At 43.1% G+C, this 20,282-nt stretch carries 17 protein-coding genes; all 17 read right to left on the reverse strand.

What is annotated here, in order from left to right; translation table 11 throughout:
* Nucleotides 1-49: 49 nt before the first annotated feature.
* Nucleotides 50-1,336, reverse strand: coding sequence for an EF-P 5-aminopentanol modification-associated protein YfmH (yfmH, locus tag PUN35_RS05590; RefSeq protein WP_003244823.1), 1,287 nt, complete (start codon nt 1,334-1,336; stop codon nt 50-52).
* Nucleotides 1,333-2,613, reverse strand: coding sequence for an EF-P 5-aminopentanol modification-associated protein YfmF (yfmF, locus tag PUN35_RS05595; RefSeq protein WP_014479812.1), 1,281 nt, complete (start codon nt 2,611-2,613; stop codon nt 1,333-1,335). The genes yfmH and yfmF overlap by 4 nt, the downstream gene beginning before the upstream one ends.
* A gap of 179 nt (nt 2,614-2,792) precedes the next feature.
* Nucleotides 2,793-4,004: a bacillibactin exporter BcbE gene (gene bcbE, locus PUN35_RS05600; RefSeq protein ID WP_031600514.1), complete on the reverse strand. Its 1,212-nt coding sequence runs from the start codon at nt 4,002-4,004 to the stop codon at nt 2,793-2,795.
* Between the two features lie 138 nt (nt 4,005-4,142).
* Nucleotides 4,143-4,868 carry a GntR family transcriptional regulator gene (locus tag PUN35_RS05605; RefSeq protein ID WP_003245732.1) on the reverse strand — a complete coding sequence of 242 codons (726 nt, stop codon included), beginning with the start codon at nt 4,866-4,868 and terminating at the stop codon, nt 4,143-4,145.
* 143 nt (nt 4,869-5,011) lie between these two features.
* Nucleotides 5,012-7,375 (reverse strand): DNA translocase SpoIIIE, encoded by a 2,364-nt coding sequence (spoIIIE, locus tag PUN35_RS05610; RefSeq protein ID WP_014479810.1) that lies wholly within the window; start codon nt 7,373-7,375, stop codon nt 5,012-5,014.
* 130 nt (nt 7,376-7,505) lie between these two features.
* Nucleotides 7,506-7,718 carry a YlzJ-like family protein gene (tepJ, locus tag PUN35_RS05615; RefSeq protein ID WP_003231871.1) on the reverse strand — a complete coding sequence of 71 codons (213 nt, stop codon included), beginning with the start codon at nt 7,716-7,718 and terminating at the stop codon, nt 7,506-7,508.
* A complete protein-coding gene (tepA, locus tag PUN35_RS05620; RefSeq protein ID WP_003245712.1) occupies nt 7,715-8,452 on the reverse strand; it encodes a translocation-enhancing protein TepA in 738 nt (245 codons plus the stop codon). Before tepA ends, tepJ begins: the two co-directional genes overlap by 4 nt.
* 115 nt (nt 8,453-8,567) lie before the next feature.
* Nucleotides 8,568-10,235, reverse strand: coding sequence for a ribonuclease J2 (gene rnjB, locus PUN35_RS05625; protein ID WP_003231875.1), 1,668 nt, complete (start codon nt 10,233-10,235; stop codon nt 8,568-8,570).
* A gap of 177 nt (nt 10,236-10,412) precedes the next feature.
* Nucleotides 10,413-11,285: a 4-hydroxy-tetrahydrodipicolinate synthase gene (gene dapA, locus PUN35_RS05630; protein ID WP_014479809.1), complete on the reverse strand. Its 873-nt coding sequence runs from the start codon at nt 11,283-11,285 to the stop codon at nt 10,413-10,415.
* A 30-nt stretch (nt 11,286-11,315) separates the two neighbouring features.
* Nucleotides 11,316-12,530, reverse strand: a complete 1,215-nt coding sequence (gene dapG, locus PUN35_RS05635; RefSeq protein ID WP_014479808.1) for an aspartate kinase — start codon at nt 12,528-12,530, stop codon at nt 11,316-11,318.
* A gap of 91 nt (nt 12,531-12,621) precedes the next feature.
* Nucleotides 12,622-13,662, reverse strand: coding sequence for an aspartate-semialdehyde dehydrogenase (asd, locus tag PUN35_RS05640; protein ID WP_014479807.1), 1,041 nt, complete (start codon nt 13,660-13,662; stop codon nt 12,622-12,624).
* Nucleotides 13,663-13,787: 125 nt separating this feature from the next.
* Nucleotides 13,788-14,390 carry a dipicolinate synthase subunit B gene (gene dpaB, locus PUN35_RS05645; RefSeq protein WP_003231884.1) on the reverse strand — a complete coding sequence of 201 codons (603 nt, stop codon included), beginning with the start codon at nt 14,388-14,390 and terminating at the stop codon, nt 13,788-13,790.
* A gap of 2 nt (nt 14,391-14,392) precedes the next feature.
* A complete protein-coding gene (gene dpaA, locus PUN35_RS05650) occupies nt 14,393-15,286 on the reverse strand; it encodes a dipicolinic acid synthetase subunit A (RefSeq protein ID WP_014479806.1) in 894 nt (297 codons plus the stop codon).
* Nucleotides 15,287-15,471: 185 nt separating this feature from the next.
* Complete coding sequence (locus tag PUN35_RS05655) at nt 15,472-15,729, reverse strand: YlmC/YmxH family sporulation protein (protein WP_003231890.1); 258 nt, start codon at nt 15,727-15,729, stop codon at nt 15,472-15,474.
* 77 nt (nt 15,730-15,806) lie between these two features.
* Nucleotides 15,807-17,036, reverse strand: a complete 1,230-nt coding sequence (locus tag PUN35_RS05660; RefSeq protein WP_003245717.1) for a M16 family metallopeptidase — start codon at nt 17,034-17,036, stop codon at nt 15,807-15,809.
* A 39-nt stretch (nt 17,037-17,075) separates the two neighbouring features.
* A complete protein-coding gene (locus PUN35_RS05665; RefSeq protein ID WP_014479804.1) occupies nt 17,076-18,035 on the reverse strand; it encodes a polysaccharide deacetylase family protein in 960 nt (319 codons plus the stop codon).
* A 116-nt stretch (nt 18,036-18,151) separates the two neighbouring features.
* A complete protein-coding gene (gene pnp / locus PUN35_RS05670; protein ID WP_003231897.1) occupies nt 18,152-20,269 on the reverse strand; it encodes a polyribonucleotide nucleotidyltransferase in 2,118 nt (705 codons plus the stop codon).
* Nucleotides 20,270-20,282: the final 13 nt, after the last annotated feature.

Consider the following 20,282-nt stretch of genomic DNA (forward strand, 5'->3'; position numbering starts at 1 on the left):
TTCCTTCTTTCCGCAGAAAAACACCCCTCACACTGGAGGGATGTTTTGTTTATGATTTAGGAACAACCTTGCAGACAGTCAGTCTGTCTGCAGCAATTTCCTCTTGTATTACGTTCTGGACATCCTCGAGGGTAATCTGCTCGAGTACCGTTACAACGTCAAACAGACTCATATCCAAGAACGCATAACGGGTAAATTGATTGGCAATGTATTCAGGGGAATTCAGCGCTTTTAAGAATGTGCCAATCTTTTTCTTTCTGGCAAGTTCAATCTTTTCAGCAGTAATCAGTTCACCGGCGCGCAAAAGCATGCTTGAAATGTCTTCAGCCAATTGATCAGGCTCAGGCGTATCTCCGCCGATCGCCGCAAAACCGAACCCATATTCAGCAGTAAAATCAAAGCTAAACGTTTCGTCAATATATCCTTTTTCATAAAGTGATTCATACTGGGCAGAGCTTTTGCCAAAAAGAGCTTCAAGCAATAAGTTCATTGAAAGTTCATGCTTTAAGAGCTCTTTGCCTAATTTAAACGGATTTTTGGATTTCAGCCCAACAAGGCATTTCGGTCCCTGCACGTTCATTTTGATCTCTTTTTCTTTTCGGAAAACCGCTTCTTGCTCTTTCACTTCTTCCCGTTTGATCTCCGGCTGATCAGTATACGGCTTTTTCCCCTGGTTTTCTCTTACCTGAGAAATAATCGCTTCAGGATCTACAGGTCCGACAATGAAAAGGAGCATGTTACTCGGGTGATAAAACGTTTCATAGCATTCATAAAGAAGGTCTTTTGTAATATGTGAAATGCTTTCCACTGTTCCCGCTATGTCAATTCTGACAGGATGCTCTTTGTACATGTTTTCAATGACCCCGAAGTAAAGCCTCCAATCAGGGTTATCGTCGTACATATTAATCTCCTGCCCGATAATCCCTTTTTCCTTTTCAACCGTTTTTTCAGTAAAATATGGGTCCTGTACGAAATCGATAAGCGTCTCTAAATTGCGTTCAACATTTGATGTGCTTGAGAAAAGGTAAGCCGTTCTTGTAAATGACGTAAACGCATTGGCAGAAGCCCCCTGTTTGCTGAAATCTTGAAAAACGTCTCCGTCCGCTTTCTCAAACAGCTTGTGCTCAAGAAAGTGAGCAATCCCGTCCGGCACGTGAACCATCTCGTTTTTACCTAAAGGGACAAACCGGTTATCTATCGAGCCGTACTTTGTTGTAAAGACCGCATATGTCTTGTTGAAGCCTTTTTTCGGCAAAACGTAAACATCAAGGCCGTTGGACATTTTTTCATGATACAGCGTCTCCTGAAGCTGTTCATATTCGATTGGTTTGATCAAGATGCACCCTCCGTCCCTTTTAAGAAATAAGTCGTATCAAGCTGAATCTTTTCGCCGGCTTTAATGATATCCTCTTTTGTGACATTCTCAATATTTGCAAGAAAGTCTTCGATAGGAATCTCGACTTGAGCAGCGGCCTGCTGATATAAAAACTCAGATAAACCGTATGCTGTATCAATCGTTTCCAGCACTTGATTTCGAATAACGGCCTTTGTCTGTGCTATATCCTGCTCATTGAAATCGCCATTTTTCATTGCCTGGAATTGCTCAGCAATAATCGAAACCGCCTGTTCAAAATTTTTCACTTCAATGCCTGACATCACCATTAACAAGCCTTTAAAACTTTCTATACGCGAAGCCGCGTAGTAAGCAAGACTGGCTTTTTCCCGAACATTAATGAAAAGTTTAGAATGAGAGAATCCGCCGAACAATCCGTTAAACACTTGTAAAGCAGGATAATCCTGATCTGTATAAGTGATGCTGGTGCGGTAGCCGATATTCAGTTTTCCTTGCTTGACATCCTCTTCATCAATTACTTCTTTTGGCTGAACTTTTTCATCAGCGTGATTGTTTTCAATCGTGCCAAGAGTGCGCTCTTCTGTTTTGAAATACTTATCAATTGCCGATTGTACCTGGTTACTGTCCACGTCGCCAACAACATATAGATCAAGCTGGTCTTTTTGGATAGCGCTTTGGTATGTTTCGTATAATTGCTCTGCCGTAATGTCATCAACATCGTCGATTTCACCATTGACATGAAGCGCGTAAGGCTCATTTTTGCACATTTCCTGTATCAGCCTTAAATTCGAATAGCGCATTTTATCATCATAGACGGCTTGGATTCTTTGCTTAAGCGTCCGTTTTTCTTGAGCCACATATTGTGACTGAAAAGCGTCTCCCTCTAAAGCAGGTGAAAAGACGATTTCTGCGAGAAGCTGGAGCCCTTTCTCAAGTAGCGGCGTTTGGTCTTTTAAATATTTTTCATTCGGAATTTCAAGCCTGAACGTAATGACGTGCCGCTCTCCTTTTTTCGTAAGATCAGCCGATACTGACGTGCCGTACAGCTCATCCAAGTATGAACGCAATTCTGCGGTTTTCGGATGGCTTTTCGTTCCGCGAAGAAGCACATGCGGGAGAAGCGCTCTTTTGGTGACTTGATCCTTTGTCAGCGGCGCAAGCATCTTAAAAATAAGCGAGACGGTTTTGAATTTTTCTGTTTTTACAATATGTGCGGTTAAACCGCCGTGCTTTGATTTGAGTTCATTAACATATGACATATGGAACCTCCTTCGTTCATTTCTTAATTAGTATGTATTATGACCAATTTTCAGCATCCGCAGAAACACTCTTTCATGTAATTATAGCAACTGTAGGATTTATAAGGAAACAATAACCTCCGCATGCTGTATAGGTACAGTTGTAAACTGTGCAAGGAAGCGCAAAAAAAGACGGCTGGCTAGACCGTCCCTAAGTTTTTTTCTTCTTCTTCACTTTTTTTAGCATCTACAGTAAAGAGCACTAAAAATAAAGAAACGATGCTGCAAAACGCCGAGAGTATGAAAATAATCCAGTTTGCATTAGACATTAATGCAGCAAAAACAGGTGGACCGAGAGCTACTCCTATAAAGCGCATGCTATTGTAGAAGGAGGAAATGGTTCCGCATTGTTCACTTTCAATCCCTTCGGTTATCAGTGCATCTAAAGCAGGAAGAGCCATTCCAATCCCAATCCCGCCAAAGCTTAAAAAGACAAATAAAAAATAAAAACTGTGGTTCCACCACAAGGCAATAAACGAAAGGGTTAACAGAATCATTCCTGTAACAACGCAAAATTTCATTCGGCCTTTATCTTTACCGATCTTTTTGCCAGCTATAAAAGAACTGGTTGACAAAAACAAAAGTGGGATTGCCAGTAATCCGCCTTTAGCTACTCCGTCAATAGCATACTTGTTCTCCAGCGTATCTGATAAATAAAATAATACGCCAAATAACAAAAACATAATGACACACCCGATAATGAAGACCGTATAAAGCCAGCGACCATCCTGTTTAAAAATTTTCTTCACACTCTTAATAAACTCAGAAACAGCAGGCGCATCTTCATCTTCTTCAGGCTTGGCCACCAAAAACAATACGAGCAAAAAGCTGATCAAACAGAAAAACGGAATAAACCAAAATGGTACAAACCAATACCAAGAAGCCAGTAAGGCTCCAAGTATGGGACTCAGTACCTTCCCTGACGTGTTGGCGGTTTCAATATCGCCAAGACCCGCGCTGACCTTTTCATCGTCTCCTTTAAACAGGTCGCCGATAAACGGCATGACAATCGGAGCGGCACCTGCAGAACCAATGCCTTGAAGAACCCGCCCCGCCAAGATCATAGCATAAGGATTTTTCATATAGGTCGAGGCAAAAGCAGCTACGGCTCCCCCCAATCCTGCAATGAGGAGGCATGGAAGCAATATTTTTTTTCTCCCGAAACGATCCGACAAATATCCGGCAATCGGAATGCAAATAATTGCTACTACTGAATATACAGTAATGATTAAAGATACTTGAAATGAAGTCACAGACAGCTTTTTCTCCATCATCGGAAGAACAGGAATCAGCATGGAGTTCCCGAGTGTCATCACAAGCGGTACGGAAGACAATGCAATAATATTTTTCATTCCACTTTTCTCTCTCAACATTTTCACCCATTCACTTTCTTGTCATCCCTTATATATTGCGTTAACCGGAATGAAAGTATGTACAAAGAAACATGAATCAGTGCAAATAAAAAAACAGACACATACAGGCGTCCGTTTTTAGAATCGTTTACGCAAAACATGAAATCTGAATTTATCCGCTCTAAAATAATTTAAAGAATAAAGCACCGGTTTATCGTGCTGATCGTAATGGGTTTGTTTTAACAGCAAAAGGGCTGTTTCCGGATCGCATTCAAGTACTGGAGAAATGGTATCGTGATAGCCGATCGGTTCTATATCAGTTACTGCATAGCTGATTACGGAGCCTGAATTTTTCTCAAGAAGGTCAAACATAGATTCTTGCTGATGAGAAAAAGAATTCGGCAAAATATTCATCGGAATTTTGTCTATACAATACACAATCGGCTGTCCGTCAGCTGTCCTGACTCGTTCAAGGTAAAAAAGTTCTTGCCCTTCTGCCAAATGAAATCTCTTCGTATCATCTTCAGACGGCATAAGCACTTGTGATGATAGAAAAATCGTGCCAGGGGTCATATTCGCCTGTTCTATCATCTTGGTTACACTGTTCAGCTGTTCAATGCCCGAAAGAAATAACGGCTTAGAATGGACAAAAGTGCCTACACCATGCCTTCTGATAATCACATGCTCTTCTTCCAGTATCCGCAAGGCTTCTCTTAGCGTCGCTCTGCTGACACCAAGCTTTTTGGAAAGCTCAAATTCAGAAGGCAGCTTTTCCTTCTCAGTGTAGATCCCATTTTTTATATCCTCTTTAATTCGTTCAATTACTTTCAAATACAAGTGCCGATTATCAGCTTTTGTAGACATGTTTCCCCTCCGTAAACCACTTTCGATAAAAATTATTGAACAATTGGGACAACTATATCATGTTTTGTCGAAAAAATAAATAGAAAGGTGATCAGTTTACATAATGTTATTATTGACGACTACAGAAAGCGGAACTCCCTTCATTAAGAAGAGAGCTCATCATATTTCTCTTTTGATAATAATACTTCCCTAGGTTTGCTGCCTTCATACGGTCCGACAACACCGCGTTCCTCCATTGCGTCAATCAGGCGCGCCGCTCTCGTATAGCCAATTCTGAATCTTCTTTGCAGCATTGAAACAGATGCCGTCTGCATGCCGACGATTAATTCAACAGCTTCATCATAAAGTTCATCAGTAACCTCGGAATGAGTTTCCGTCGTCTCCTCAGGAATCATTTCTTCTTGATATTGCGCTTTCTGCTGTGTAATCACATGGTCGACGACCTTCTCCACTTCGTCATCCGACAAAAATGCTCCCTGCACACGGACAGGTTTGTTAGCCCCTACAGGTAAAAACAGCATATCGCCGCGGCCAAGAAGCTTCTCAGCGCCACCCATGTCAAGAATGGTCCTTGAATCCGTCTGTGAAGATACGCTGAACGCGATTCGTGACGGAATGTTCGCTTTGATCACCCCTGTGATAACATCCACCGATGGCCGCTGTGTCGCAATAATAAGATGGATGCCGGCAGCCCGCGCCATTTGGGACAATCTCGTAATCGAATCTTCCACATCAGATGAAGCGACCATCATGAGATCGGCAAGCTCGTCCACAATGACAACAATATAAGGCAGCTCTGGCTGTTTCGCTCCTTCTTCATTGTTGGCGCGATTTATATAATCATTGTATCCTTCAATATTTCTTGTACCCGTATGAGAAAATAATTCGTACCGCCGCTCCATTTCATTGACAACCTTTTTCAAAGCCTGCGACGCTTTTTTCGGATCGGTTACAACAGGAGCAAGCAAATGCGGAATCCCGTTGTAGACATTTAGCTCTACCATTTTAGGATCGATCATCATCATTTTCACTTCATGCGGTTTCGCCCGCATTAAAATACTTGTAATAATGCCGTTGACACAGACACTTTTCCCGCTACCGGTTGCGCCTGCGACCAAAAGGTGGGGCATCTTGTTTAACTCAGCCAATACAGCTTCACCTGAAATATTGCGGCCGAGTCCAATTAACAGCTTCGCATCCGGTCTGTCATTCAATTTAGACTCCAGCACTTCTTTCAGCGAAACCATTGCCACTTCTGCGTTTGGAACTTCAATTCCGATTGCTGATTTGCCTGGTATAGGCGCTTCGATCCTGATATCCTTCGCAGCAAGCGCAAGCGCTAAATCATCGCTTAAATTGACAATTTTGCTAACCTTCACTCCGACATCAGGATATACTTCATATTTTGTTACGGCCGGTCCGAGATGAACCTGTGTGACTTTCGCCTTTACGCCAAAGCTTTGGAATGTGCGTTCAAGCTTTCTCGCATTTTCATAAATATTCTTTTTATCAGCCTGCTGGCCGGTATGCTTCGGATCTGCCAGCAAATCCAGTGACGGCATCTCGTAATCCTTATTTTCGAGCTCTGTAAAGGTCATAGGAGGAGCAGAAACAGTTTCCTGATCACCTGTCTCCGGTTGGATGTCCTGAAGCGGCTTCGACACAGGTTCGGCGCGCTTTTCTATAACTGGAGACTCTTCCTCTTCATTACGATCAGAAAAGCTTGAGATAATCGGCTCTGAATGAATAAGAGGCGATACTGTTTCATAATCCCCCTCTTCATCAGGAGGCTCCGGTTCCATTTGCTGTTTTTTGCGGGCCGGTTTTTGTTTTTTGCTCGGCGCTTTCGTTTTTTTCGATGACTGTATATTTGATTTGAAGGATTTCATATCATCAATAAATGCTAACCATTGTTCTTTTATAAAACGTCCAATCGGGCTCATCCACTTTTTTAGCGTTTCTTGTAGCGAGCGCCCAGTTACTAAAATCATTCCGATCAAAATCATGACAATTGCCATGATCTGAGAACCAGTCGACGCAAACAAAAAGTGTGAAGTCGCAAACAGCAGCGCACCGATCATCCCTCCGCCTAAATCAGGTGAAGCAGAGCTGCCATTCATGTCCATTAAAAACAATTCCCACGTATTGCGCACCACGCTTGCAGACTCAATAGACCCTTTGTGCGTCAAATTTTTAAATAGCTGCACGTGAGAAAGCAGCAATATGCTTGCGATGATACAGTACAACCCGGCCTTTCGTCTCGTTAAAAGGCTTGGGGTTTTTTTCTTCCAAAACAGTGAGACTCCTAACACCAATAAACCTAACAAGCATAAAATAAACCACTCTCCAGCAAAAAAGCGGAACAAATAGATAAACGTTTGCCCGACTACCCCCAGCTGCAAGATTGCGATAATTGAAATGGCTATACACAGCAATCCGTTGAGCTCGTATTTTATATTTAGCTGTTTCGCCTGTTTTTTTCTTGATTTTCGTTTTTTCTTTGCCACACTCATCACCTTACTGCGTTAAAAAATGTAAGTTCATACATAATGAAGAAAGCAGCCGTTTACAGGCTGCGTTTTTTCTGTAGGATTCCCCTATTATAGCATATTTTGCCCTTAAAAAAGGGTTGGATTCTTATACGTTTAATTTCAGCTTTTGTCCGGGTGAAATGTCCGGATGCAGAAAATGCATTGGATTGGTGCTCATGATTTGAATGACTTCCGCTTCATTCCCTTTCATTTCGACTAGAAGCGGTACACCTTTATATTCAATTTGCTCATGTGCGCTTGTCTCTTGGTTCTGTTCTGCAAACACAATTTCCTGCGGCATCACGGTATAAAGAATCATTGAATCATCCGTCCTTCTTCTTTCCTTGCTTCGTCGATGAGCTCATTCAGTTTATTGATTGCCTGTCCGACACCGCCTGCGTGATCGATCAATCCGTATTTAACTGCATCCTTACCGACTACATTTGTTCCGATATCGCGTGTTAAGTTTCCTTTTGAAAACATTAGCTCTTTAAATTTCTCTTCGGTTATATTGGAATGGCTTGTCACAAATTTAACAACTCTTTCTTGCATCTTATCCAAGTATTCAAACGTTTGCGGCACCCCGATGACCAGCCCGGTGAGCCTAACTGGATGAATCGTCATCGTTGCTGTTTCGGCGATATAGCTGTAATCACAGGATACAGCAATCGGAACGCCGATGGAATGCCCCCCGCCAAGCACGATAGAAACGGTCGGTTTCGATAAAGATGCAAGCATTTCCGCTATTGCAAGACCAGCTTCAACATCTCCTCCGACAGTATTTAATATGATCAGCAAGCCTTCAATTTTGGGATTTTGTTCAATTGCCACAATCTGCGGGATGACATGTTCATATTTTGTTGTTTTGTTTTGCGGAGGAAGCTGAACATGGCCTTCAATTTGTCCGATAATGGTCAGACAATGAATATTTGTATCTTGGGGCAGCTGCGGAAGCGTCGTTTCACCAAGCTGCTGTATTTTATTCATAATGCTGTCCTTCGCATCATTTTTTTCAGGACGCTCTTCTTCTGTGTTTTCCATACGATGATCCATCTCGCTTTCATCCTTTCCGAGTTTCTCTTTGTATTATGAACAAAGATACTTCATTCAATCCCGGCTTGAAGGACAAAAAATAAAGACCGGAGCAACTCCGGTCTTTAGTCAGTCATTATACTTCCATAATAATTGGGATGATCATCGGTTTACGTTTCGTTTTTTCATAAAGGAATTGGTTCAAAGCATCCCGCATTGCCTGCTTCAGCGTTGACCATTCGACATTTGATGTTTCAGTCGCTTCTGTCACGATGGACCGGACGAGCTCAGTAGCCTGTACGATTAGACCTTCAGACTCTCTTACATAAACAAAGCCGCGAGTGATAATTTCTGGTCCTGACACAAGATGTTTCTTTTGTTTATCAAGTGTAATGACAACGATTAAAATTCCGTCCTGTGAAAGCAAGCGGCGGTCTCTCAATACGATATTGCCGATATCACCGACACCTAAACCATCAATTAAAATATTGCCGTAAGGAACTTTATCCCCAATTTTTACGTTTTGGCCGCGGAATTCAACGACGTCGCCTTTTTCAATTAAGAAGATGTCACTGCGCTTCATGCCGGTTTCTTCAGCGATTTTTGAATGAGCTTTTTGCATTCTGTATTCGCCGTTTACAGGAATCAAATATTTTGGTTTAAGCAGGTTGATCATCAGCTTTAACTCTTCTTGTGAGCCGTGTCCTGATACATGAACACGCTTTTGGGCAAAGATGACTTGTGCACCGGCTCTCGCAAGAAGATCTACTGTTTTAGAGTAAATGAGTTCCTGCCCGGGAATCGGAGTTGACGCAATGACCACCGTATCCCCTTCTTCAATGTTCAGCTGTTTGTGAGCTTTGTTTGCCATTCTTGTCAAAGCAGCTAATGGTTCACCTTGGCTTCCGGCTGTAATAATGGCCACTTCGCGCTTCGGATATTTTTTGACATCCTGTACAGAAATAAACAATTCATCATCTGCTTCAATGTATCCTAACTTTCTCGCCAGCTGCAGGACAGATTGAAGATTTTTTCCGGCTACGGCAATCTTTCTGCCATTTTGAGCCGCTGCATGAATGACTTGCTGAATCCGGTTAATATTGGATGCGAAAACAGCAATAATCACCCGGTTCTGTGAATTATACAGCGCATCCGAAATTTCTCCGCTGACAGCCGCTTCCGAAGGGGTGTAACCCGGCCGTTCCGCATTTGCACTGTCAGAAAGCAGAGCGAGCACGCCGCTATTGCCGATCTTGGCGATCTCGCCAATGTCGCACGTCTGATTAAGTGCAGGTGTTTGGTCAAATTTGAAGTCTCCCGTGCATACAATAGATCCAAGTGATGTTTTAAAGCTCACACCTACAGAATCAGGAATGCTGTGAATCGTTCTAAAGAACGATACTTTTGTTGATTCAAATGTAATGACAGATTTTGAGTGAATTTCTCTTAAATCAGTTTTTCGGTTATGTCCGTATTGTTTTAATTTCTCTCTTAACAGTGCAAGCGTCAGTTTTGTTCCGTACACTGGAACGGACAGCTTGTTTAATAAGTAAAAAACGCCGCCGATATTTTCATCGTGCCCGTGCGTTAAAAAGATTGCCTTGACGCGGTCAGCCCGTTCAATCAAATATGATATGTCAGGAATCACTACATCAATACCGAGCATTTCGTTTTCTGGATGCATAAGGCCGGCATCAACGACAAATATGTCTGAGTCAATTTCAATGACATAAAGGTTCTTCCCAATCTCTCCGACACCGCCAAGGGCGATAATTCTAACGTTTTCTGTATTTTTCTTTTTCAAAATCTATATCCTCCTAGTCTCATACCCGTCCATCATCACTTGTTCCTATTATAACTGAAAGTAAATTTAGAAAACAAGATAAAGCAGAAGGTTTAGGGAAAACCAATATGTAAAAGAAACGGTCAAACTCAGCTGAATGTGAGAATGACCGCGTTTGTTTCACTGTATGAAATTTTCTTACAGTTCGCTGATCGTGCTGCTTAAGCTCAGACGTTCATCCTCAGTTAACGGGACTAGAGGCAGACGCACAGAACCGACATCAAGACCTCTCAGCTGAAGCGCTGTTTTGACTGGAGCAGGATTAGGCGCTTTAAACAGTTCCTTCATAATCGGCAGCAGTTTCTGATGAATCAGTGCCGCATTAGCTGTTTGCCCATTCGTATAATTTTTGATCATTTGCTGCATATCAGTGCCTGCAATATGGCTCGCCACTGACACAACTCCTCTTCCTCCAACTGAAAGAATTGGAAGCGTCAGAGCATCATCCCCTGAATAGACATAGAAGTCTTCAGGTGTTTCAGCAATAATTTTTGTAATCGCTTCGAGGTCTCCGCTCGCTTCTTTAATCGCAACCACATTCGGAATGTCTGCCGCCAAACGGATCGTCGTTTCAGGAGCAAGAGAAGCAACCGTACGGCCAGGAACATTATAGAGAATAACCGGAAGAGATGTCTCTGCCGCAATTGCTTTAAAATGCTGGTACATTCCTTCTTGAGAAGGTTTATTGTAATACGGGGTAACAAGCATAACAGCGTCCACGCCCGCTTCCTCAGCTTTTTTTGTCAGCTTAATGGAATCTTTCGTGTTGTTGCTTCCAGTACCAGCGATAACGGGCACCCGTCCGTTTACTTCTTTTACTGTATATTCAAAAAGCGCAATTTTTTCTTCAGTTGAAAGGGTCGGAGATTCTCCAGTTGTTCCCGCTACTACTAAAGAATCCGTTCCGTTTTTCAACAAGTAATCAATCAGTGTAGACAGTTTTTGAAAGTCTACGTTCCCTTTATTGTCAAAGGGTGTAATCATCGCTGTAGACACATTTCCGAAATTCATTTTATTCACCTCATCATGATTCAATCACATTTACTTCGAAAGTTCAAACACTTCATGCAAAGCGTTTACAGCAGGAACCATATCCGCTTCATGGACGAGCACCCATATCGTCGTATGGCTGTCAGCCGACTGAAGGATCGGAATTTCTTTTTCTGAAAGAGCCGATACAATTTTGGACGTAACACCGGGAACACCCATAATGCCCGCGCCGACCGCCGATACCTTCGCGCAGTTTCTCGTCACCATTGGATCATAGCCCATATCCATTAAAATACGCTGAGCTGTTTCTGTTTTATTTCCGGCTACCGTATAGACGATTTCACTAGGTGTAATGTTAAAGAAATCGACACTGATTCCAGCGTTTGCCATAGCCTTGAACACTTCAGTCTGAACGTTATACTGGCCGATTTTCGCAGGCACTTTGAACTGCGTGACATCTTTGACATGGGCGATTCCCGTAATCAGCCTTTCAAAAACATCACTGCCGACCTTGGAAGAGTGATGTGATGTCACCAATGTACCTTTATCATTCGAATAAGTCGAACGGACGCGGATCGGAACCTTGGCCTGCATTGCGATTTCCACAGCACGCGGATGAATGACCTTGGCCCCCTGATACGCCAGGTTGCAGATTTCCGTATACGTCACAACAGGAAGCGGTTTTGCATTTTCCACCACTCTTGGGTCAGCAGTCATCACGCCTTCTACATCGGTGAAAATATCGATGTATTCCGCATCAACAGCTGCTCCGAGTGCGGCTGCAGACGTATCGCTGCCCCCTCTGCCGATTGTTGTTGTATCACCCTTTTCAGTTGCGCCCTGGAAGCCTGCGACGACTACCGCATCATGATTGGCGAGCACACTGAATAAACGCTCCGGTTTCATTTCAATGATTTTTGCATTGGTATGCTGATCATTCGTTAAAAAGCCAGCCTGAGCCCCTGTCAGCGCAGCTGCTTTCACACCGTTATCAAGCAGCATACTTGTAAAGACGACAGAGGAAATAGTCTCTCCGCAAGATAAAAGCAAATCCTGCTCCCTAGGAGAAATCGCTGACTGATTGCCGTAAAGCAGCCCAAGCAAAGAATCTGTTGCATACGGGTCTCCTTTTCGGCCCATCGCTGAAACGACAACGACAACCTTATATCCTTCACTGATTGCTTCTTTAATATGCCCTAAAGCCAGTTTGCGGCCTTTATCATCTTTTACTGATGTTCCGCCGAACTTTTGAACAATTATCTTCACTGTTTTCACTCCAAATTATTCGGACGTAACAGAAGAGAGCAGGCTGATAGCGCCTTACTCTCTTCTATTCGTCTTTAGAAAATTCTCTCTTTTATACGAGGTTTAGTTTTTTCAGGCTTTCTGCAATTTGAACAGAGTTCCATGCCGCGCCTTTTAATAGGTTATCAGAAACAACCCATAAATGAAAACCGTTTGCTCTGTCCAAGTCTTTGCGGATGCGGCCCACAAACACATCGTTTTTGCCGACAGCATCAGCAGGCATCGGATAAAGCTGCTGGCTTGGATCATCCTGAAGTGTCACGCCCGGAGCTTCTTTCAATAGATTTTTAATATCTTCAACTGTAGCGTCATCACGGTCTACCTCAATGTAGACGGACTCTGAGTGCCCAGTTTGGATTGGCAGTCTCACACATGTAGCCGCAACTTGAAGGTCAGGCATGTGCATGATTTTTTTCGTTTCATTTATCATTTTCATTTCCTCAAACGTATAGCCGTTATCTTGGAATTTATCGATTTGCGGAATCGCGTTGAAGGCGATTTGATAGTGTTTTTTGTCACCTTTTACAGGCATGATCTCAGGCTCTATTTCTTCTTTATTTAAAATCGCCTGTGTTTGGCTGTAAAGCTCTTTTACAGCTTCATTACCCGCTCCTGATACTGCCTGGTAAGTTGATACGATGACCTTGTTTAAGCCATATGCTTTGCGGATCGGTTCAAGTGCCGCAACCATTTGGATTGTAGAGCAGTTTGGATTGGCAATAATGCCGTTGTGTTCATGCAAGTCTGCCTCATTCACTTCTGGCACAACAAGCGGTGTATTTTCATCCATGCGGAACGCGCTCGTATTATCTATAACAATAGCGCCGCGTTTTACAGCTTCTGGTGCCAATGCTTGTGATACGCTTCCGCCGGCGCTGAACAAAGCAATATTTACCCCTTCAAAGCTCTCAGGAGAAGCTTCCTGAACAGTCAGTTCTTGGCCTTTAAACGTGACTTTTGTCCCCGCAGAGCGTTTTGAAGATAGCAATGTAAGTGTGTCCATTTCAAAGTTTCTGTCTTCAAGTGTTTTAAGCATTTGTTGTCCCACAGCCCCTGTCGCTCCGACAACAGCTACGTGTAAACCTCTTCCCATCTGTAAAACTCCTTCCGCCAATCAGCTTCATTGAATTGATTTGACTATGATTTTACGTTTTATTTTACCATAGAATATGCGGGTGATGACCGAATTTTTTAGTTTGGGAAAGATTTTCTGTAAATTTAGTCATTTCCCTGATAATTCTCAACTAGAATCGGCTGAAGCTGCTGGTGCATGAGTGCCTTTTCAATCGTTTGCGGTAGCAGATCCATTTTGGCTACCATTGAATTCGGTTTTTTAAATGGATCATCTTGCCCGAATGGAATAAAAAAGATATTTTTTGTTGACATGAGCCTCATTAAATTTGTTCCGTTTAAACCAAGAGCATCATTTGTCGAGATACCCAGAACGACAGGCCGATTGTTCCGGATTGTCGCTTTTGCCGCCATCAGCACCGGGCTGTCCGTCATGGCATTTGCCAGCTTGCTCATTGAATTGCCTGTTAAAGGCGCAATGACCATGCAGTCAAGGGGCAGCTTCGGTCCAAGAGGTTCTGCCTTTACAATCGAATCAATGGCCTCATATCCAGTCAGGTCTTCAATTTTTTTAACCCATTCTGCGCCCTCTCCAAATCGGGTATTTGTGGATTTTACATTAAATGTGACAACCGGACGGACTTCAGCTCCTTCATTGACCAACGCCTCAATTTGCGGGAAAACCGCTTCATATGTGCAATGCGACCCGGTCAGCCCAAACCCGATTCTTTTTCCTTTTAATGACGACATCCTTATTTCCCCTCCTCAGCTTGTATTTCAGCCAAAAGCTTGCTCAAGACGTTTGCAAGGATTTGCCCAGCTGTTTTAGGAGCGACAATCCCTGGAAGCCCGGGAGCAAGAAGTGCTTTAATCCCTTGTTTCTCGGCATATTTAAAATCCGTTCCCCCGGGACGTGAGGCCAGATCCAATATTAAGGTTTTTGGTGTCATGCTAGAAAGTACCGTTTGATTTAAAATCATACTCGGTATGGTATTAATGCAAATATCTATATCTTTTACATGCTCTTTCAGCTCATCGGTATGAAAAGGAACGAGCCCCATTTCAGTGATACGTGCCAGATGCGCTGAACTTCTTGCCCCCACTTTTACATTCGCCCCGAGCGCGGCAAATGTACGGGCAATCGTCATCCCGGTGCGCCCCAGACCGAGAACGGCCACCTGTGATCCGTGTATCGTATAATCCGTGTGCTGAATAGCCAGCATGATCGTTCCTTCTACAGTCGGAATAGAGTTGTATATCGCAATGTCATCCCGCTCAAACAGTTTAACAAGTTTTCTTTTTGCCTGAGCTGCAATGTTTTCTAAATAGACGTTAGAAATGCCTGAGAAAATGACACAATGTGCAGGCGTTCTGTCGAGATGGTCCTGTTTTAACACAACTTCTTCATTAGAAAATACAGTTGATACGACACCTTCTCCTGTTGTCGCGGATACTGGAAGAATGATGCTGTCTATTTGCTGAAAAGGAATTTCATCAATATTGCATTTTACTGCCCCGGTAAAACCGTGATCCAATTGGTCAAAACCGACAAGATAGATGTCAGCCTGCTGTTCAGTGAGCTTTCTTATAATTTCGAGCTGTCTTGCGTCACCGCCGATAACTGCAATTTTCAATCCGGTTAACATTCTAAACGTTCACCTTCTTTGTATATACTGGATCTCTAGTTGTTAAGCTCCCCTTCATCTTATGATCAAAAGAAAATACTGGTGAATATAAAAGATGCGCTTTTTCCATATAAAAAAACATCGGCTCCGGCAGCCGATGTTTCAGATGTTTTCTTTAGAGCCCGCTTCACAGTCAATTGGGCTATTTACTCTTGTCGAGGAGGCATTTCCTCAGGTACATCTAATATAATCATATCTGAACCGATCTTTTGAATATGGTGCCATGGGACACGAATGTCATGACCTTGCTTTCTCAAACCAAACCACTTAACTGTGGGAATGAGGAGTGCTGTAATCTGTCCATCCTGTTCATTGATTTCCAAATCGGTCTGGCCGAGCACTCCGAGCCGTTCAGCTCTTTTGATGTCTACAATTTCCTTTCCTGATAATTCACTGAGCCGCATGTCTGTCACCCCCTTGTACTATGTATGATGAAAGGGATTAAAAAATGCCTGCTCCATTATGGAGCAGGCTTTCCTTTTTAAGACGGCATATTGCCGGAAGGGCTGATAAGTGCTAATGCATAGTCTTCGGTAAACAATTGTCTGGCAAGGCCGTTAACACGCTCTAAGTTCACGGCGTTTAATTCATTGATGATTTCATCTAATGTTTTATGTTTGCCGAGCAGCAGTTCATTTTTTCCGTTTCGGCTCATTTTGCTGTTTGTGCTTTCTAAGCTCAGCATTAAGCTTCCCTTCATTTGCTCTTTGCTGTTTTCCAGTTCTTTTGAGGTAATGCCGTCACGTTTTAATGTGGCAAGGGTTTCTTGAATTGTTTCCGACAGCTGCTGAAGCTGATTTGCACCCGTTCCACCGTAAATAGTGAGCATTCCGCTGTCCTCATATGAGCTGTGATAGCTGTAAACAGAATAAGCAAGTCCTTTATCTTCACGCACATCTTGGAACAGCCGGCTGCTCATGCTGCCTCCGAGCACATTGTTGAGGACGATTAAATCATAAATACGTTCATGGCCAACCTCTAAGCCTTTAAATCCAAGGCACAAATGAGCCTGCTCTGTTTCTTTTTTTCTCGTCAGTTTTTCCGTGTGGAACTCAGGCTTCTCAAGGCCTGTCGCTTTGCCTTTCGCCTCGTATGACCCGAACCATTTTTCTACATCTTTGATAAAACTGTCAGATATATTGCCCGCTACCGAAATCACCACTCGGTCCGGCGTATAATAATCATGCATGTATTGTCTGAGAGAGTCACCGTTAAAGGAAGCAAGCGTTTCTTCCGTGCCTAGAATTGGGTAGCCTAAAGAATGATTGCCGTAAGTGGCTTTGCTCAATAAATCATGTACAATGTCGTCCGGCGCATCTTCATACATTTTAATTTCTTCATATACTACATTTTTCTCTTTTTTCAGCTCGTTTTCATCAAACGTTGAATGAAAGAACATATCTGCTAATACGTCCAGCGCGTAATTCGCATGCTCGTCAAGCACCTTTGCATAGTAGCAGGTATATTCCTTTGAAGTAAACGCATTGACCTGGCCGCCAATACGATCAAAAGATTCTGCTATCTCGCGTGCAGATTTTGTGCTCGTCCCTTTAAAGAACATGTGCTCTAAAAAGTGAGAAATTCCGTTTATCTCCGGCGTTTCATGTCTCGAACCTGTGCCGATCCATACGCCGATCGCAACAGAACGGACTGTCGGGTTATTTTCCAGCACAATTCTTACACCATTTTGACACGTATATCGTTTAATCAAATTTGTTCCTCCTATTCAAAGACAAGCTGCCTTCATCTGTTACTTCAATAGTCTTGTTTCATCCATTAGTTCAGTGACTGTTCCAAGCGCATATCCTTTGTCTTTTATCTGTGTAATCAGCGCTTCAAGACTTTCCGCCGTAGGGTCAGTCGGATGCATTAAAATCATGGCACCATTATGTATCTTGCTTAACACTCTCGTCTGAAGTACAGACGGAGCCGGCTTTTGCCAATCGATTGTATCAACTGTCCACATGACTGTTCCCATCTGTTTCTCTGCTGCAATGTCGATAACCGCTTTTCTGAAACTTCCGCTTGGCGGAGCGAACCACTTTGGCTTAACGCCGATCGTTTGTTCTATTTGTTCATTAGTCTTGTCGAGCTGCTCGGAAATTCTTCCTGTAGTCAGTTTGCTCATATCCGGATGATTGTATGAATGATTTCCGATTTCATGTCCGTCTTTTGCAATCTTCTTAGCGAGCTTTTCATTGTTTCTCACCCAATTGCCTTCTAAAAAGAACGTAGCTTTAACCTGGTGCTTTTGCAGAATAGGGAGCATTTTTTCCAAATACTCATTTCCCCATGCCACATTGATTAAAAAAGCCACCATCGGTTTGTCAGGATTTCCTTTATAAATAGGCTCAGGCTGAAGTGACTCAAGATGAACACTTGGTTTTACTTGACTGTACACCAAATCTTTTTCCCGAAACTCACCATGCTTTTTCATTTTTTTATATGATTGTTCAATATTGACCTTTAATCCATTGTAGCCTGGAATGCTTTTCCACACTTTATCAATTCTTGCATTCTGGGGCTTAACTTCGTACTCCGGCGCTTTTTGAAGCAATTCTTCATATAATTGGTCTTTTGACGCCGTGACAGTCACCGTATCTTTTTTCATTGCCCCTATATAATCAAGTGCATGCGGATTTTCCATCATCTCAAATGAGACAAAAAAAAGAAATAAAAAAACGGCAAACGGTACAAATTTTTTGTACATGTTCTGTCCCCCCTCACCTCAAATTATGAAGGAGAAGGACAAGGTAGAACCCGCCTGCTTTTGAAAAGCTTCAAAATAAAGAAGCCGGGTCTCCCAGGCTCCTTTTATGTTTTCATTTAAGATTGTTGTTCTTCTTTTTCTTTCTCTTCACGGAGCACCGCTTTGCGGGATAAATTCACTCGTCCTTGTTTATCAATTTCAGTGACTTTGACAAGAATCTCGTCTCCGATTTTTACAACATCTTCAACTTTCCCTACGCGTTCAAGCGCAAGCTCTGAAATGTGCACCAAACCGTCTTTTCCGCTGAAAATTTCAACGAAAGCCCCGAATTTTTCAATCCGTTTCACTTTACCTAGGTAAAGTTGGCCGACTTCAACCTCTCTAACAAGGTCTTCGATGATTTTTTTCGCTTTTTGGTTGCCGCTTTCATCTGTAGAGGAAATAAAGATTGTGCCGTCCTGCTCAATATCAATTTTAACACCGGTTTCTTCGATGATCTTATTGATTTGTTTTCCGCTTGGTCCGATGACATCGCGGATTTTATCAGGATTAATGGTCATTGTTAAGATCTTAGGCGCATATCGAGAAAGCTCTTTTCTTGATTCGCTTAATGTTGCAAGCATGCTGTTGAGGATTTCCATTCTGCCCTTTTTCGCCTGCTGAAGCGCTTCTTCAAGAATCTCTCTGGAAAGGCCTTCAATTTTAATGTCCATTTGCAGGGCCGTTACGCCTTTTTCAGTTCCCGCTACTTTAAAGTCCATATCTCCGAGCGCATCTTCCATGCCTTGGATGTCAGTCAAGACAGTGTAATGTTCGCCTGATTTGACAAGACCCATCGCAATACCAGCAACTGGCGCTTTAATCGGTACACCAGCATCCATCATTGCAAGTGTGCTTGCGCAAATGCTTGCTTGAGATGTAGAACCGTTTGATTCAAGCACTTCTGAAACAAGACGGACAGTATAAGGGAAGTCTTTTTCAGACGGAATAACTGGCTCAAGCGCACGCTCACCCAGTGCTCCGTGTCCGATTTCACGACGTCCCGGTCCGCGCATCGGTCCTGTTTCCCCAACGCTGAATTGCGGGAAGTTGTAATGATGCATAAACCGTTTCGACTCTTCGACACCTAAGCCGTCAAGGATCTGCACATCTCCCAGAGCACCTAGCGTACATACGCTGAGGGCCTGAGTTTGTCCCCTTGTAAATAGACCTGAACCGTGCGTTCTTGGCAAGAGGCCAACCTCTGAAGAGAGCGGGCGGATTTGATCGACACCGCGGCCATCCGGTCTTACTTTCTCTTCAGTAATCAGGCGGCGAACTTCATTTTTCACCAGCTTGGATAAAATCTGCTTCACTTGCTTGATTGTGTCTTCATCATGTTCTTCATCCTCGAATTTTGCCACAACTGCGTTCTTCACTTCGTTAATGGCATCTTCACGGGCATGCTTTTCATGAACTTGGATGGCTTTCAGCAGATCCTCTTCTGCCAAAGCTTTTACTTTTTCATTAAGCTCTTCATCAATTTCAAAGAGCTTAATTTCAGATTTCTCTTTGCCGACTGCTGCAACAATTTCTTCTTGGAATGCAATCAGGCGTTTAATCTCTTCATGGCCGAACATAATGGCCTCAAGCATGATTTCCTCAGGAACTTCGTCCGCTCCCGCTTCTACCATGTTAATCGCATCTTTCGTGCCGGCAACGACAAGATTGATGTCGCTTTTTTCAAGCTGATCGACTGTCGGGTTAATGATAAATTGATCATCAATGCGTCCGACAGTAACCCCTGCAATCGGTCCTTCAAACGGAATATCCGATACAGAAAGTGCAAGAGATGAACCGAACATGGCAGCCATTTCTGAAGAGCAGTTTTGGTCAACACTCATGACAATGCTGATGACTTGAACTTCATTACGGAATCCATCGGCAAACAAAGGACGGATCGGACGGTCAATTAAACGGCTGGCAAGAACCGCTTTTTCACTTGGACGTCCTTCTCTTTTAATAAATCCGCCCGGAATTTTCCCTACCGCATATAATCTTTCTTCATAGTTTACAGTAAGAGGGAAGAAATCAAGCGGTTTAGGTTCTTTTGAAGCGGTTGCTGTACTAAGTACTGCTGTATCACCGTAGCGGATCATCACAGCACCATTTGCCTGTTTGGCAAGCTGGCCGGTTTCAACAGTAAGCGTTCTTCCGGCCCAATCTATGGTAAAGACATGTTTTTCTTGTCCCATACAATTACGAACT

Origin of the sequence: Bacillus sp. N3378-2at (assembly GCF_033412715.1) — a bacterium.
GTDB classification, from domain to species: Bacteria; Bacillota; Bacilli; order Bacillales; family Bacillaceae; genus Bacillus; species Bacillus subtilis.

What these genes read in the sequence shown, in the direction of transcription:
- yfmF (WP_014479812.1), bottom strand. Translation starts at nt 2,613, where the DNA reads ATGTCATATGTTAATGAACTCAAATCAAAGCACGGCGGTTTAACCGCA.
- bcbE (WP_031600514.1), bottom strand. Translation starts at nt 4,004, where the DNA reads ATGAAAAATATTATTGCATTGTCTTCCGTACCGCTTGTGATGACACTC.
- PUN35_RS05605 (WP_003245732.1), bottom strand. Translation starts at nt 4,868, where the DNA reads ATGTCTACAAAAGCTGATAATCGGCACTTGTATTTGAAAGTAATTGAA.
- tepJ (WP_003231871.1), bottom strand. Translation starts at nt 7,718, where the DNA reads ATGATTCTTTATACCGTGATGCCGCAGGAAATTGTGTTTGCAGAACAG.
- tepA (WP_003245712.1), bottom strand. Translation starts at nt 8,452, where the DNA reads ATGGATCATCGTATGGAAAACACAGAAGAAGAGCGTCCTGAAAAAAAT.
- dapA (WP_014479809.1), bottom strand. Translation starts at nt 11,285, where the DNA reads ATGAATTTCGGAAATGTGTCTACAGCGATGATTACACCCTTTGACAAT.
- asd (WP_014479807.1), bottom strand. Translation starts at nt 13,662, where the DNA reads ATGGGAAGAGGTTTACACGTAGCTGTTGTCGGAGCGACAGGGGCTGTG.
- dpaB (WP_003231884.1), bottom strand. Translation starts at nt 14,390, where the DNA reads ATGTCGTCATTAAAAGGAAAAAGAATCGGGTTTGGGCTGACCGGGTCG.
- dpaA (WP_014479806.1), bottom strand. Translation starts at nt 15,286, where the DNA reads ATGTTAACCGGATTGAAAATTGCAGTTATCGGCGGTGACGCAAGACAG.
- PUN35_RS05655 (WP_003231890.1), bottom strand. Translation starts at nt 15,729, where the DNA reads ATGCGGCTCAGTGAATTATCAGGAAAGGAAATTGTAGACATCAAAAGA.
- PUN35_RS05665 (WP_014479804.1), bottom strand. Translation starts at nt 18,035, where the DNA reads ATGTACAAAAAATTTGTACCGTTTGCCGTTTTTTTATTTCTTTTTTTT.
- pnp (WP_003231897.1), bottom strand. Translation starts at nt 20,269, where the DNA reads ATGGGACAAGAAAAACATGTCTTTACCATAGATTGGGCCGGAAGAACG.